17 protein-coding genes and 2 tRNA genes are annotated in these 13,925 nt (G+C 73.1%); 12 read left to right on the top strand and 7 right to left on the bottom strand.

Annotated features, from left to right (window positions below):
- Positions 1–96: 96 nt before the first annotated feature.
- Positions 97–1,680 carry a diacylglycerol kinase family protein gene (locus CCO04_RS09665; RefSeq protein WP_257753408.1) on the bottom strand — a complete coding sequence of 528 codons (1,584 nt, stop codon included), beginning with the start codon at positions 1,678–1,680 and terminating at the stop codon, positions 97–99.
- Positions 1,681–1,724: 44 nt separating this feature from the next.
- On the opposite strand from CCO04_RS09665, the gene CCO04_RS09660 reads away from it, so the two are divergent.
- The 4 genes from CCO04_RS09660 to CCO04_RS09645 all read left to right on the top strand — a co-directional run bounded on the left by CCO04_RS09660 (position 1,725) and on the right by CCO04_RS09645 (position 5,721).
- A complete protein-coding gene (locus CCO04_RS09660; RefSeq protein WP_215813861.1) occupies positions 1,725–2,708 on the top strand; it encodes an aldo/keto reductase in 984 nt (327 codons plus the stop codon).
- A gap of 187 nt (positions 2,709–2,895) precedes the next feature.
- On the top strand, positions 2,896–4,188 hold the full coding sequence (serS, locus tag CCO04_RS09655) for a serine--tRNA ligase (protein WP_215813860.1): 1,293 nt from the start codon (positions 2,896–2,898) through the stop codon (positions 4,186–4,188).
- On the top strand, positions 4,181–5,038 hold the full coding sequence (locus CCO04_RS09650; RefSeq protein WP_215813859.1) for an HAD family hydrolase: 858 nt from the start codon (positions 4,181–4,183) through the stop codon (positions 5,036–5,038). The genes serS and CCO04_RS09650 overlap by 8 nt, the downstream gene beginning before the upstream one ends.
- On the top strand, positions 5,035–5,721 hold the full coding sequence (locus CCO04_RS09645; protein ID WP_215813858.1) for a hypothetical protein: 687 nt from the start codon (positions 5,035–5,037) through the stop codon (positions 5,719–5,721). Before CCO04_RS09650 ends, CCO04_RS09645 begins: the two co-directional genes overlap by 4 nt.
- A gap of 9 nt (positions 5,722–5,730) precedes the next feature.
- On the opposite strand, the gene CCO04_RS09640 is transcribed toward CCO04_RS09645, so the two are convergent.
- On the bottom strand, positions 5,731–6,354 hold the full coding sequence (locus CCO04_RS09640) for a lipoprotein (protein ID WP_215813857.1): 624 nt from the start codon (positions 6,352–6,354) through the stop codon (positions 5,731–5,733).
- Between the two features lie 15 nt (positions 6,355–6,369).
- Positions 6,370–6,996, bottom strand: a complete 627-nt coding sequence (locus tag CCO04_RS09635) for a bacterial proteasome activator family protein (protein ID WP_215813856.1) — start codon at positions 6,994–6,996, stop codon at positions 6,370–6,372.
- A gap of 125 nt (positions 6,997–7,121) precedes the next feature.
- Here CCO04_RS09635 and CCO04_RS09630 point away from each other — a divergent pair, with 125 nt between their 5' ends.
- Both CCO04_RS09630 and CCO04_RS09625 read left to right on the top strand, forming a co-directional pair.
- Positions 7,122–7,712 (top strand): hypothetical protein, encoded by a 591-nt coding sequence (locus CCO04_RS09630; RefSeq protein ID WP_215813855.1) that lies wholly within the window; start codon positions 7,122–7,124, stop codon positions 7,710–7,712.
- A gap of 10 nt (positions 7,713–7,722) precedes the next feature.
- A complete protein-coding gene (locus CCO04_RS09625) occupies positions 7,723–8,109 on the top strand; it encodes a VOC family protein (protein ID WP_215813854.1) in 387 nt (128 codons plus the stop codon).
- 25 nt (positions 8,110–8,134) lie between these two features.
- Here the strand turns inward: CCO04_RS09625 and CCO04_RS09620 are convergent, their stop codons facing one another.
- Genes CCO04_RS09620 through CCO04_RS09610 form a run of 3 tightly spaced genes read right to left on the bottom strand, consistent with a single transcriptional unit; the run spans position 8,135 to position 10,111 of the window.
- On the bottom strand, positions 8,135–9,112 hold the full coding sequence (locus CCO04_RS09620; RefSeq protein ID WP_215813853.1) for an NAD(P)H-quinone oxidoreductase: 978 nt from the start codon (positions 9,110–9,112) through the stop codon (positions 8,135–8,137).
- 35 nt (positions 9,113–9,147) lie between these two features.
- Positions 9,148–9,477 carry a DUF6457 domain-containing protein gene (locus CCO04_RS09615; protein WP_215813852.1) on the bottom strand — a complete coding sequence of 110 codons (330 nt, stop codon included), beginning with the start codon at positions 9,475–9,477 and terminating at the stop codon, positions 9,148–9,150.
- 40 nt (positions 9,478–9,517) lie between these two features.
- Positions 9,518–10,111, bottom strand: coding sequence for a molybdenum cofactor guanylyltransferase (locus tag CCO04_RS09610; protein WP_215813851.1), 594 nt, complete (start codon positions 10,109–10,111; stop codon positions 9,518–9,520).
- Positions 10,112–10,312: 201 nt separating this feature from the next.
- On the opposite strand from CCO04_RS09610, the gene CCO04_RS09605 reads away from it, so the two are divergent.
- From CCO04_RS09605 to CCO04_RS09590, 4 genes are all read left to right on the top strand, one after another.
- Complete coding sequence (locus CCO04_RS09605; RefSeq protein WP_308281171.1) at positions 10,313–11,104, top strand: carbon-nitrogen hydrolase family protein; 792 nt, start codon at positions 10,313–10,315, stop codon at positions 11,102–11,104.
- 11 nt (positions 11,105–11,115) lie between these two features.
- The gene (locus tag CCO04_RS09600; RefSeq protein WP_215813850.1) at positions 11,116–12,135 is read left to right on the top strand and encodes a hypothetical protein; all 1,020 of its coding nucleotides are present in this window, start codon (positions 11,116–11,118) and stop codon (positions 12,133–12,135) included.
- Positions 12,136–12,179: 44 nt separating this feature from the next.
- Complete coding sequence (locus CCO04_RS09595) at positions 12,180–12,419, top strand: biotin/lipoyl-binding carrier protein (RefSeq protein WP_215813849.1); 240 nt, start codon at positions 12,180–12,182, stop codon at positions 12,417–12,419.
- Between the two features lie 93 nt (positions 12,420–12,512).
- Positions 12,513–13,049: a DUF4232 domain-containing protein gene (locus tag CCO04_RS09590; RefSeq protein WP_215813848.1), complete on the top strand. Its 537-nt coding sequence runs from the start codon at positions 12,513–12,515 to the stop codon at positions 13,047–13,049.
- Positions 13,050–13,067: 18 nt separating this feature from the next.
- Here CCO04_RS09590 and CCO04_RS09585 read toward each other — a convergent pair.
- Positions 13,068–13,152: transfer RNA gene (locus tag CCO04_RS09585), tRNA-Ser, on the bottom strand.
- 101 nt (positions 13,153–13,253) lie between these two features.
- Between CCO04_RS09585 and CCO04_RS09580 the strand changes: the two genes are divergently transcribed.
- Complete coding sequence (locus tag CCO04_RS09580) at positions 13,254–13,712, top strand: hypothetical protein (RefSeq protein WP_215813847.1); 459 nt, start codon at positions 13,254–13,256, stop codon at positions 13,710–13,712.
- A gap of 78 nt (positions 13,713–13,790) precedes the next feature.
- Positions 13,791–13,881, top strand: a tRNA-Ser gene (locus CCO04_RS09575).
- The last annotated feature ends 44 nt before the right edge of the window (positions 13,882–13,925 follow it).

Raw genomic sequence — 13,925 nt, 5'->3', positions numbered from 1 at the left:
CGGCTGGGCGGCGCGACAACGGCACGGGCTCCGCCCGCGCCGCCGCTGTGCGGCCGCCACCTGGGGCGGCCTCGGCCTCTCGGCCCTTGGCCTTGGCTAGGTCGTGCGGGGGACGCGGACCAGCACGCGGCCGTGGACGCACTCCATCCGCAGCTCCGAGCCGAGCCCGATCGTGTCGCCGTCCAGCTGGCGGGGCACCTCCCCCGAGGCCCGTACGACGACCGTGCGCCCCGTCATCCGCGCCACCGACTCCCCGGCGTTGTGCTCGCGCCGCGTCATCACGCGCAGCACCAACGGGATCCAGCTGAGGAACCGCCGCGGATACAGCAGTACGACGTCCAGCTGGCCGTCGTCGATCGTCGCGTCCGGCAGGAGATTCATGCCGCCCTGGAGGCTGCCGACGTTGCCGATGACGCAGGTACGGGCGCGGTGCTTGGTGAAGGGCCCGTCGTCGACGGAGATCTCGAGCTTCATCGTCGGGAACATCAGGCCCTTGAGCGCGGAGAGCACGTAGGCGAGCCAGCCGACCTTCTTCTTGAGGTCCTCGTTGACGCCCTCCATGATCGCGGCGTCGAAGCCCATGCCGGCCATCACCATGAAGTGCGTCGGCTCGATGCCGTCGCCGTCGACCTCGACCATGTCGATGGCGCGGTCCTGGCCGGTGAGGGCGATGTCGATGGCGGCGCGGATGAAGAGGGGGACCTCGAGGTTGCGGGCGAGGAGGTTGCCCGTCCCCGCCGGTACGACGCCCACCGGGATGCCCGTACCGGCGAGCTCGGCGCAGACCTCGCGGACGGTGCCGTCGCCGCCGCAGACGATGACCAGGTCGGCGCCGTTGACGGCGGCCTGCTCGGCCTGGCCGGTGCCGGAGTCCTCGACGGTGGTGAGGTACCACTGCGGGATGCTCCAGCCGGACTCGAGGGCCATCTGGGTGACCATCGTCTGGAACTGCTCGACCGACTCGACCTTGATCGGGTTGAGGACGACGGCGAGGTTGCGTGCCGACGGGAAGGGCTCGGGCAGGGGCTCGGCCTTGAGGGCGTGGCTGCGGGGGAGCGGGCTGTAGAGCGCGAGGGCGAGGAGCAGGACGCCGACGCCGAGGAGGGTGCCGCCGAGGACGTCGCTGGGGTAGTGGCGGCCGAGGAGGATCCGGTCGGCGGCGACGAGGGCCCAGGCGAGGACGGCGAGGGTGCAGACCAGCCGGCGCAGGGCCGTACGCCGGATGAGCATGGCGGCGACCACGATCACCAGGCCGGCGAAGGCCGCGGCGGCCGAGCTGTGGCCGGAGGGGAAGGCGTTGGAGTGCAGGAAGTACTCGGGGTCCTGCCAGACCGGGCGGCCGCGGCCGACGAGGACCTTGGTCAGGTAGGTCAGCAGGGCGGTGGAGGCCATCACGACGGCGATGAGGATGCCGGCGCGGCGGAAGCCGCGGAGCAGGCCGCCGGCGGCGAACACGATGGTCGCGATCGTCATCCAGAGGGTGCCGCCGGCCACCTCGATGAAGCGCAGGGGGTGCTCCAGCCAGGAGCGGTCGCCGGCCCACTGCCGCGCCGCCTCGCCGTGGCTGTCGAGGTCGGTCAGCCAGGACAGCTCCGCGGCGACGGCCAGGGCGATCGCGGCGAAGAGGACGAGGCAGACCAGCGCGGAGAGCAGCGGGGTCTGGCGGGGGCGGTCGAGCACCAGCGGAGTTTATCGAGCGTGGGCCCACGCTCTACGGTCGAGACATGACCTCCCCGTCGTACGCCACCCTCGGCCGCTCCGGTCTCGTCGTCTCCCGCATCGGTCTCGGCTGCAACAACCTGGGCCGTCCGGGCGCCGCCACCGAGTCCCAGGAGGGCACCGATCGCGTGATCGGCGCGGCCCTCGACGCCGGGATCACGCTCTTCGACGTCGCCGACACCTACGGCGCCACGCCGGGTCTGGCCGAGGAGCGGCTCGGCAAGGCGCTGGGGGCGCGGCGCAGCGAGATCGTGCTCGCCACGAAGTTCGGCATGGACATGCAGGGCATCAACGGGCCGGACTTCGGGGCTCGCGGCTCCCGCCGCTACATCCGTACGGCGGTCGAGGCGTCCCTGCGCCGGCTCGGGACCGACTGGATCGACCTCTACCAGTTCCACACCCCCGACCCGCGCACGCCGATCGACGAGACGCTCTCGGCGCTCGACGACCTCGTCCGCGAGGGCAAGGTCCGCTACCTGGGCCACTCCAACCGCTCCGGTTGGCAGATCGCCCAGGCCGAGTACGTCGCCCGCGAGCTCGGCGTCGAGCGGTTCGTCTCGGCGCAGAACCACTACAACCTCACCGACCGCCGCGCCGAGCTCGAGGTGCTGCCCGCCTCGCGCGAGCTCGGCCTCGGGGTGCTGCCGTACTTCCCGCTCGCCAACGGCCTCCTCACCGGCAAGTACGCCGACGGCAAGGCCCCCGCGGGCAGCCGGCTGAGCTTCACCCGCCAGCACCTGCTCGAGGACGCCGTCTCGCCCACGCTCCAGGCCTACTCGGCGTTCGCGCGTGCCCGCGGCGTCACCGAGGTGACCGTCGCGATGGGCTGGCTGCTCGCCCAGGACCCGGTCACCTCCGTCATCGCCGGCGCCACGTCGATCGAGCAGGTCGCCGCCAACGCGACCGCCGACCAGTGGGTGCCGACGGCCGAGGACCTCGCCGAGCTCGACGCGCTCTTCCCCGCGCCCGACCGGATCGCCCTGTTCTGAGAGATCGCACGGGTAGGACATGCCGGCGGTGCGCCGCCCCGGCACGCACCTGAGCACCTTCTCCTCGGTCGTCGGGCCTCCGGCCCGCCTCCCTCGTCGGCGGCACTCATGCACGCACCGGAACGACGCCCCGCTCGACAGCCCCTACCCGTGCGATCTCTGAGGGGCGACGGATAGCCTGAGCGCCATGATCGACCCCCGCATCCTCCGTGACGAGCCCGACCGCGTCCGCGCCTCGCAGACCAAGCGCGGCGCGTCCTCCGAGGTGGTCGACCGGGCGCTCGACGCCGACACCGCCCGCCGCGGCGCCATCGCGGCGTACGAGGAGAAGCGCGCGGCGCAGAAGACGTTCGGCAAGCAGGTCGCCCAGGCCCAGGGCGAGGAGAAGCAGGCGCTGCTCGCGCAGGTCAAGACGCTCTCCGCCGAGGTCAAGGACCTCGAGGGTGCCCAGGCCGACGCCGAGGCGGCCTGGACCGACGCGCTCAAGGCGATCCCCAACGTGGTCGCGGACGAGACGCCGACCGGCGGCGAGGACGACTTCGTGGTCCTCGAGCAGGTCGGTACGCCGCGCGACTTCGCCGCCGAGGGCTTCGAGCCGCGCGACCACATCGAGCTCGGCCGGCTGCTCGGCGCGATCGACCTGGAGCGCGGGGCCAAGGTCAGCGGCAGCCGCTTCTACTTCCTCACCGGTGTCGGCGCCCAGCTCGAGCTGGCGCTGGTCAACCTGGCCATGGACCAGGCCCGCAACGCCGGCTTCACCCAGGTGATCGCCCCCTCGCTCGTACGCCGCGAGGCGATGGAGGGCACCGGCTACCTCGACCAGGGGGGCGGCGAGGACATCTACCGGATCGAGGGCGAGGAGATGTACCTCGTCGGGACCTCGGAGGTCCCGATGGCGGCGTACCACTCCAAGGAGATTCTCGACGGTGCGAGCCTGCCGCGCCGCTATGCGTCGTTCAGCCCCTGCTTCCGCAAGGAGGCCGGCTCGCACGGCAAGGACACCAAGGGGATCATCCGGGTCCACTGGTTCGACAAGGTGGAGATGTTCATCTACACCACGCTCGAGGACGCCGCGGCCGAGCACGAGCGGCTCCTGGCCTGGGAGAAGGAGTTCCTCGACAAGCTCGAGCTCGCCTACCAGGTGGTCGACATCGCGGCAGGCGACCTCGGCGCGAGCGCGATCCGCAAGTTCGACTGCGAGGCGTGGATCCCGACCCAGGGCAAGTACCGCGAGCTGACCTCGACCTCGAACTGCACCGACTTCCAGACCCGGCGGCTCGACACCCGCGGCCGGTTCGGCGACAAGACCGGGCCGATCGCGACCCTCAACGGGACGCTCACCGCCATCACCCGGACGATCGTGGCGATCCTCGAGACCCACCAGCAGGCCGACGGCTCGGTCCGGGTGCCCAAGGCGCTGCAGCCCTACCTGGGCGGCCTCGAGGTGCTCACCCCCGTCGCCGAGGCTGCCGGTGCCTGACGAGCGGCCCTGGCGGCCGCGCCTCGTCGCGCTCGACATCGACGGCACCCTGCTGCGCTGGGTCGCCGGGCTCGGGATGAGCCACGAGGAGGTCACCCCGGCGGTGCACGACGCCGTCCAGCGGGTCCTCGACGCGGGCGCGCACGTCGTCCTGTCCTCGGGCCGGGCGCCGCACAACATGACCGTGGTCGCCGACAAGCTCGACCTGCACGGGCACGGCGAGAAGATCTGGATCGTCGCCGCCAACGGTGCCGTCGTGCTGCGCTACCCGCCGGCCGAGGTGGTCCACGAGGTCACCTTCGACGCCCGCGCGGCCGTCGCCGCCGTGCTGGAGCAGCACCCCGACGCCCTCGTCGCGGTCGAGGAGCGCGGCGTCGGCTACCGGGTCTCCGCGCCCTTCCCCGACGGCGAGCTCGGCGGTACGACGAGCGTGGCCGCCGTCGCCGACATGGTCGCCGAGCCGGTCAGCCGCGTGATCATCCGCGACCCCAAGGCCACCGCCGAGGACTTCGTCGCGCTCGCCGCCAACCTCGGCCTGCACGGCACCGACTACGTCGTGGGCTGGACCGCCTGGCTCGACCTGGCGCCGGTCGGCGTCTCCAAGGCCTCCGGCCTCGAGTACGTCGCCCAGCAGCTCGGCATCGACCGCGCCGACGTCCTCGCCATCGGCGACGGGCGCAACGACATCGAGATGCTCCAGTGGGCCGGACGCGGTGTCGCGATGGGTCAGGCGATCGACGAGGTCAAGGAGATCGCCGACGCGGTGACCGCCTCGGTCGACGACGACGGCGCCGCGCTGGAGATCGGTCGCTGGTTCCCCGCTCCCGGATCTGGTGGGATGGAGGGGTGACCTCCCCCGTCCGCCGGTTGCTGCCGCCGGCCCTGCTCGTCGTCCCGGCGACGCTGCTCGCGCTCGCGCCGGTGGCCCCGGCCGGTGCCGCGGGTGCCGCGGGTGCCGTGCCCGCGGCGGCCGGCGCGGCGTCGTACCCGGCGATGTGCGATGCGCTCGACCTCACCGACGAGACCGAGATCGACGCCCGGGCGCTGCCCGCCGACGACGTCTTCGCCGGCACCGTCCGCGCCGTCCAGCCGACCGCTGGCGATGCCCAGCGGGTCGGCTACCTGGTCGCCGTCGAGCGGCCGTTCCGCGGCGACATCGACAAGGACAAGCAGGTCCTGGTCACCGTCGACTGGCCAGCCGACGCCACGCCGACGGTCGAGAAGTCGCGTGCGTACCTCTTCTTCACCAACGACCGCGGCGGACGGGTCGTCGCCGACCCCTGCACCGGCACCGCGCTGCTGCCCAAGGGCGTCACCCCGCGGATCGCGGCCACGCTGCGCCGCTTCCTCGCCTCGGTCGAGCCGACCGCGCCGCCGAGCCCGACGCCGCAGCCGGTCGCCTTCAGCGAGCCCAGCGACCCCGCCGGCAACCCGCCCGAGCTCGGCCGCGTGCTCGCCTCGGGCGGCGCGATCGCGCTGATCGGCGTGCTCGGGCTGGTGCTGGTCTCCCGGCTGGGACGCCGCCGGGCCTAGCGGCGCGGATCAGTCAGGCAGGTCCATCGAGTCGCGGACGGACGCGTAGTCCGCGAGCCCCTCGTCGATCGACTCCTGGTCGAGGCCGCCGTTGGTCACGACGACCACGCCGGTGGGCGTCGGGAGGACGAAAGCCCGCCGCTGCACGGGGCTCGGCGTGGCGCGGGACGTGGTGAAGGTGCCCTCGACCCCCGTGCCTGCACCGACCGTGACCTCCCGCATGTCGATCTTCCCCTCGCCGTAGGCGGCCCGCACGAACCGTTGCAGCAGCTGTTCGGCGGTGCGGCCGCGCGCGACCTCAGGCGGCGCGACGAAGAGGAAGACGGGCGCGAGGATCCCGTCGGGTGACCCCAGGAGCGAGCACACCAGCGCGAAGCCGCCCGGGCTCGTCAACCTCGGGTCGTCGGCCCGCGCCACCATCTCCGGGGTCATGGCCTCGACTGCCCACCTCTCGGGGACACGGACCAGCACGGGCAGATCGCACGCCGAGCTCGCCGTTCCGATCAGGTCCGGGTCGGCGTCCGGCGGCGCACCGCGACCGCGATCCCGGTCGTCGCTGCAGGCGACGAGCGCCGCGAGCAGCACCACGGCCGCCGCGACGGCACTCGTGCGGGCGACGCGGGGCCGCGGCATTGCGCTCGTCCGGCCCTACAGGTACATCCCGCTCGAGCGGCCCTCGTCACCGGTCTCGTCCGCCGGTCCCGGCTGACCGGGCTGCCCCGGCTGACCCGGCGCCCCGGGGACGACGCCGCCCGCGGCGCCCGGGATGCCCATGCCCTGCGGCAGCGCCCGGCGGATCTGCTCGAACTGGGCCCGGGCGGCCATCTGCTGGGCGTAGATCGCGGTCTGGATGCCATGGAACAGACCCTCGAGCCAGCCCACGAGCTGGGCCTGCGCGATGCGCAGCTCGGACTCCGAGGGGGTGACGTCCTCAGAGAAGGGCAGCGAGAGGCGCTCCAGCTCCTCGACGAGCTCGGGGGCCAGGCCCTGCTCGAGCTCGGCGATGGAGGAGCGGTGGATCGCGGCGAGGCGGTTGCGGCTGGCCTCGTCGAGGGGCGCCGCCTTCACCTCCTCGAGGAGCTGGCGGATCATGCTGCCGATCCGCATCACCTTGGCCGGCTGCTCGACGAGGTCGGTCAGCGCGCGCTCGCCGTCCTCGTCGTCGTCCAGGTCGGCGGCCTGCTCCACCGCGGAGGCGGGGACGGTGCCGATCGGCTGGCCGTCCGGCCCGATGACGACGATCTGCTCTTCGCTGCCGGAGGCGTTCTCGGTCATGACCCCAACCTAGCCAACGAGCCGCGACGGCGCTGGGGTGGACCGATCCCCTCGTTGGGTGATGCCGGGCCCGGCGGGCCGGCGTACGTTGCCGGAGGGGGCGGGGCTGACCTGAGGAGGCAACGATGTTCATCCAGATGATCCAGTGCGCCTGCACCCGGCAGGACGAGGTCCACGCCCTGCTGGACGAGTGGCGGCGCGACCTGGCCCCCGGGGCGACCGGCTGGCTGGGCGGTACCTACGGCTTCACCGACGACGACCAGCTGATGGCGGTCGTCCGCTTCGCCTCGCGCGAGGAGGCGATGGCCAACTCCGACCGTCCCGAGCAGGGGGCGTGGGCCGAGCGGTTCACCGCGCTCCTGGACGGTACGCCGGAGTTCCACGACTGCGACGACGTCACACTGTTCCTGGACGGCGGCTCCGACGACGCCGGCTTCGTCCAGATCATCCGTGGCAAGGTCGACGACCCCAGCCGGCTCAAGGCGATGATGGCCGACACCACGATGCTCCACGAGATGCGTCCGGACATCCTCGGCGGCACGCTCGCGATCGAGCCCGACGGCACGTTCGTCGAGACCATCGCGTTCACCTCGGAGGCCGCAGCGCGCGAGGGCGAGCAGATGGAGCCGCCGGCCGACGTACGCCGGGAGCTGGAGTACGCCATGAAGGGCGCGACCTTCCACGACCTGCACCACCCCTGGTTCGAGACGGCCTGAGGAGCCCGCGATGCTGCTGCAGGACTGCCAGGTCGTCGCCAACATCCCGGCGGCCGACCTCGGCCGGGCGCGCGCGTTCTACGCCGACACGCTCGGCCTGGAGCCCGTCGAGGAGAGCCCGGGAGGGCTGCGCTACCGGACCGGCGGCACCGACTTCCACCTCTACGAGACCGAGTACGCCGGGAAGGCCGGGCACACCATCGCCCAGCTCCACGTCGACGACGTCCGTCCGGTGGTCGAGGAGCTGCGGAGCCGCGGGCTGAGCTTCGAGCACTACGAGCTGCCCGGCGTCACCTGGGACGGCGACATCGCCGGGCTGGAGGGCATGGGGCACGCCGCCTGGTTCAAGGACAGCGAGGACAACATCCTCTGCCTCGACGACGCCCGGACGGGCTGAGCCCGCCCGCTCAGCGTCCCGGGGCTCAGGGGGTGAGCAGGACCTTCCCGACGGCCTCGCCCGACTCGATGAGCCGGTGCGCCTCGGCGACCTCGTCCAGGGGGAGGACGGCGGAGACCACCGGCTGGACCTGGCCGTCGGCGACCAGCGGCCACACGTGCTCGACGACGGACGCGCAGATCCGGGCCTTGCTCTCGATCGGCCGCGAGCGCAGCGCCGTCGCGATCACCGCACCGCGCTTGGACAGCAGCTGCCCGATGTTGAGCTCGGCCTTGGCGCCGCCCTGCATCCCGATGATGACGAGGCGGCCCTCGTCGGCGAGCACGTCGACATTGCGGCCGAGGTACTTCGCGCCCATGTTGTCGAGCACGACATCGGCGCCCGCGCCGCCGGTCGCCGTCCGCACCACCTCGACGAAGTCCTCGTCGCGGTAGTTGATCGCGACCTCGGCGCCGAGCTCGCGGCACCGCTCCAGCTTGTCGGCGCTGCCGGCGGTGGTGAACACCCGCGCCCCGGACGCCGCGGCGAGCTGGATCGCGAACGTACCGATCCCGCCACCCCCGCCGTGCACGAGGAAGACCTCGTCGGGGCGCAGGGCCGCGACCATGAAGACGTTGGACCACACCGTGCACGCCACCTCGGGCAGTGCCGCCGCGGTGACCAGGTCGATGCCGTCGGGGACGGGCATCACCTGCCCCGCCGGTACGACGACCCGGCTCGCGTAGCCGCCGCCGGCGAGCAGCGCGCACACCGCGTCGCCCACGCCCCAGCCGCTGACGCCCTCGCCGAGCGCGGCGACCGTGCCGCTGCACTCCAGGCCGATCACGTCGGACGCGCCCGGCGGCGGCGGGTAGAAGCCCTGGCGCTGCAGCAGGTCGGCCCGGTTGACGGCCGTGGCCGCCACGTCGAGGAGGATCTCGCCGGGGCCCGGGACCGGGTCGGGGAGCTCGCTGACGACGAGGGTCTCGGGGCCTCCGGGGGCGGTCTGGGTGACGGCGCGCATGGCGGCCAGTCTGTCACCCGGCCGATGCGGTCGCGCTAGACCAGGGAGTCGGCCTCGTCCTCGTCGTACTCGGACGCGGAGAGCTCGGCGACCTCGACGTCCTCGTCCTCCTCCTCGACCGCGCCGGCCGGCCGGTCCCAGGACTCGGCGAGCGCCTGGGCCTTGGCGGCGAGGCGTTCGACCTGGTCGGGATCGGCGCCCTGCTCCCCGGCGGCGAAGCCGAGCAGGAAGGCGGTCACGAAGCCGGCAGCGGGGTGGACGTTCTCGCGCGTGATCCCGGCGAGGTCGACCAGCAGGCCTTCGTCAGCCTCGGCCTCGACGTCGAGGGCATCGCACAACTCATCGATCCAGTCGTGGAGGTTCACCCGACCAGAGTGATACGAGGGGCCCGGACCTGACAAGGGGCTACGGCCAGGGCGGTGCCTCGCCCGCGGCGTCGCGCAGGTCGGTCCAGGTGTCGATGTCGCGGCCCTCGTCGCTGATCGGCGCGACCTCGACCAGGTCGAGCGGCGCCAGCAGCGCCCGGATCGACAGCCCGTGCTGCCCCTCGTGATCGGGACGGACGGCGTCCAGGCGCCCGGTGTCGACGACGAAGGCGAGCTGCCGGCGACCGTCGGCGTCGGTGAGGATCGCGCCGTCGTGGCCGACCCCTGCCTCGTGGAGGCGCCGGAAGGTGCCGGCCGTCAACCGCGGCATGTCGACCGCGAGCACCGCGAGCGTCGGGAACCGGCGCAGCAGCACGTCGCGCGCGGTCAGCAGGCCGGCCGCCGGTCCGCCGAACCGCGGCTCCTCGCGCACGAACGTCACCGGCCGCTCGGTCGGCACCTGGTGCCCGGCGACGACGACCTCGCTCGCGTCGATGACCGCGTCGAGCGCGTGGTCGAGCAGGGTGCGGCCGTCGATCTCGATCGACGCCTTGTCCGTGCCTCCCAGGCGGGAGCCCTGACCGCCCGCCAGCACGACGGCCGCGAACCCGGAGAGCCCCATCTCGATCACCACGCCTCCGATCCTCCCAAAACCACACCTCAGAGACCACGCGGGGAGGGCGGTGCCGGCGGCGCGCCGCCCCCGTACGCCCCTGAGCACCTTCTCCTCAGTCGTCGGGCCTCCGGCCCGCCTCCCTCGTCGGCGGCACCCAGGCACGCACGGGAACGACGCGTCGCTCGACAGCCCTCCCCGCGTGATCTCTAGGCTGGCACCGTGACGACCCCCACGCTGCGCCTCGCGCTCGTCCAGGCCGCCGCCGGGCTCGACCCGGCCGGCAACCGTGCCGCGCTCACCCGGCTGAGCGCCGAGCACGCCGGGGACGCCGAGCTGGTCGTCTTCCCCGAGGCGTTCGCCCGCGACTTCGGCGAGGCCGGCTCGGACGTCAGCCCGTTCGCGGAGCCGCTCGACGGAGCCTTCGCGGGCGCGGTCGACGACGCCGCGGCGGCCGGCGGGACGACGCTCGTCGCGGGCATGTTCGAGCAGGGTCCGGACCCGGCGCGGCCCTACAACACGCTGCTGGTGCGCGGGGCGGCCGCGGCGTCGTACCGCAAGGTGCACCTGTACGACTCGTTCGGCTACCGCGAGTCCGACCGGCTCACCGCGGGCCCGATCGAGCCGGTGGTCGTCGAGGTCGGGGGCTGGAAGGTCGGGCTGATGACCTGCTACGACCTGCGCTTCCCCGAGCTCACCCGGGCGCTGGTCGACCGCGGCGCCGAGCTGGTCGTCGTACCGGCGGCGTGGGTGGCGGGTCCCCGCAAGGTGCACCACTGGCGCACGCTGGTGACCGCGCGGGCGATCGAGAACACCGTGTACGTCGCCGCGGTCGGCCAGCCCGCCCCGCGCTACTGCGGGCACTCGCTGGTGGTCGACCCGTTCGGCGAGGTGGTCGCCGAGGCCTCGGCCGGGGACCCGGAGACGCCGGAGGTGCTCCGGGCTGTGGCGGAGCGCACGGTGCTGGAGGAGGCCCGTCGGGTCAATCCGTCTCTGGTCAACCGCCGAATGTAGGCTCGCTCTCCGTGTCCCGCGCTCCCTCTCGTGCTCCCCTCGAGCAGCGCCTCGGTGAGTTCGGGGAGTCGCGCGCACCGCTGGTGATCTGGTTCACGCTGATCCTCCTCGGCACCGCCGCGCTGGTCTGCGCGATGGTGCCGGTCGGTCCCGAGCAGCTCGCCGTGACCGGGTCGATCACCATCGCCACCGCGTTCGCCTGGGGCCTCGCGGCCCGTACCGGCGGCCGGCCCTTCATCTTCGGTCCGCTCGCCCTGATCTGCGGCCTGATCGCCGTGTTCAGCGACAACGACCTGCTCCTCACGGGCGCCGCCGTCGGCACCTCCGCCGCGGCCGCCGTCCTCGGCGTGATGATCACCGTCCCCGCCGCCGGCCTGCTCGGTGCGGCCCGCGAGTGCGTCATCGCGCTGCTCTTCGGCGCGGTCGGTGCGATGGCGGCCATCGGCTTCGAGCCGGCCATCCAGAAGGAGCGCTTCGAGTACGTCGGCCTGGGCCTCGCCTTCGCCGCCGCCATCGTGCTCGTCTACCGCCTCGGCGCCGGCTTCCACGGCATCGGCCGCCGCGGCCTGATCATCGTCGCCATCGGCGGCGTCGTCCTCGCCGCGACCCTGCTGTACGCCGAGCTGCTGCGCCGCTACGGCTCCACCGGTCTCGTCGACGAGCTGCTCACCTGGGTGCGCTGGAGCCGCGAGCACCTCGGCGCCTTCCCGCGCCCGATCGCCACCGTGCTCGGTGTACCGGCGCTCGCCTACGGCTGCCACATGCGCGCCCGCCGCCGCCAGGGCTGGTGGGTCTGCGCCTTCGGCGTCGCCGCCACCTCCCCGGCCGCCACCGCCCTCGCCAACCCCGCCGTCTCGGTCCGCGAGGCCGGCCTCTCGGTCGCCTACTCCCTCGTCCTCGGCCTCCTCCTCGGCTGGCTCCTCATCCGCCTCGACCTCGCCCTCACCGGGACGCGCGGCCGGCGCAGCCGCGACGCGGAGCAGGCGGCCGCCGTACGACCGGAGCCGGGACGCTTCGAACCCCTCCTCTGACCTCTGCTTTCAGGTACTCGGGGGTAACGCCTAGCGTCGTGCCCATGGCCCGAGTGACGACGTCAGAGCTGGTCGCGGAGATGGTGGCCAACGTGCTGCGCGTCGAGGTCACCGAGGGCGCCTCCGTCGCCGTGGGCGACACCGTGGTGCTGCTGGAGTCGATGAAGATGGAGATCCCGGTCATGGCCGAGGTCGCCGGTGTGGTCACCGCGGTCAAGGTAGAAGCGGGGGACGTCGTCCAGGAGGGCGACGTGCTCATCGAGCTCCGCCGTTTCTTCGCCTGATCTCAGGCTCCGCACAGGCATTCGTCCTGGTGCGGGTGTCGAATGGGACGTGCCGCCGAGCTCCGACGGGCCTCTCAGCACAGGAGTACGGAAATGAAGCCACGCTCGTCCGCCGCCATCGTCGTGGCGGTCCTCGCCCTCGCTGCCCTGACGCCGGCCACGGCCCAGGCCGCGCCGGCCTCTCCCGCTGCCTCCGCTGCCTCCGCCTCGTCCGTCGGGGCGTGCCGCGCGGCGCAGACCAAGGTCGCCTTCCGCCCGACGCAGGGCGCAGCCGGATCGTTCTTCGGCCGGATCGTCGTCACCAACACCTCGACCCGCCCGTGCACCGTGCACGGCTACGGCGGGCTGTCGCTGGTCGGCCACGGGAACGGCACCCAGATCGGCGCGGCGTCCGTACGGATGCCGTCCCGGGTACGCACCGTGACCCTGGCCCCCGGGCAGAAGGTCCGTGCCCGGGTCCAGGTCACCGACGCCCTCAACTACCCGAGGCCCACCTGCCGGCCGCGGCAGGTCCAGGGCTTCCGGGTCTACCTGCCCGGTGAGACGCACGCGCAGTTCGCGCCGTACGCGACGACGGGGTGCGCGAACCCCTCGGTGCACCTGGTCCGCAACTGGGCCTACGGCCGCTGACGGCGGGCATCCGGCCAGCAGAGGGGGCGGGATTCGAACCCGCGGTAGGTCTCCCTACGACCGCTTTCAAGGCGGTTCCGATCGGCCACTCCGGCACCCCTCCTCGCCCGTCGGCGCACGCGCCGCCGGACCCTCGCGAGTCTAGGACGGTCGGCAGGACCGCGCCGCTTTGCCCCCTGCTCGCCGGTCTTGTTCAATCGCAGCATGAGCAGCACGCAGTCGCCCGGGGTCACCGACTACCGCCTGGCCCCGCCGGTGATGGCGCGGTTCGTGGGGGCCTACCTGATCCTGCTGGCGGTGCTGCTCCTCGTCGTGACCGGACTGGTCGCCACCCTCGACCTGAACGCCGACCTGCTGGTCGCCGTCCTGGGCCTGGGCCTGCTGGGCCTCATCGCGCTGGGCTGGTGGCTGCGCTCGGGCCTGGTCGTGGTGCGCCTGACCGACGCGGGCTACCGGGTCCGGGCGATCCGGGCGGCGGGCGCGACCGAGGCCCGGTGGAGCGAGGTCGAGGACGCCGTCGCGGCGTCCCCGAGCGGGATCGAGTGCGTGGTGCTGCGCCTGCGCGACGGCCGGAGCACGACGATCCCGGTGCAGCTGGTCGCCGCCGACAAGGACGAGTTCGCGCGCGTCGTACGGGCGCACCTGGAGCGCGCCGCGCGCTGATCCCGGGGTCCGATTGGGCGGCACCCGCGGGGTGCTTGTAGCCTGTGCTGCGCTGGTCGGTCTGTGACCGACAGTGGAGGAGGCGTCGCCTAGTCTGGTCTATGGCGCCCGCCTGCTAAGCGGGTTTGGGGCTACAACCCCATCGAGGGTTCAAATCCCTCCGCCTCCGCAGCAGCTGGAACAGAGGAACCCCCGGCGGGCGAAAGCTCGGCG

The organism is Pimelobacter sp. 30-1, from assembly GCF_018831735.1.
Lineage (GTDB): Bacteria > Actinomycetota > Actinomycetes > Propionibacteriales > Nocardioidaceae > Nocardioides.
This window is presented reverse-complemented; position numbering and strand designations above follow the sequence as displayed.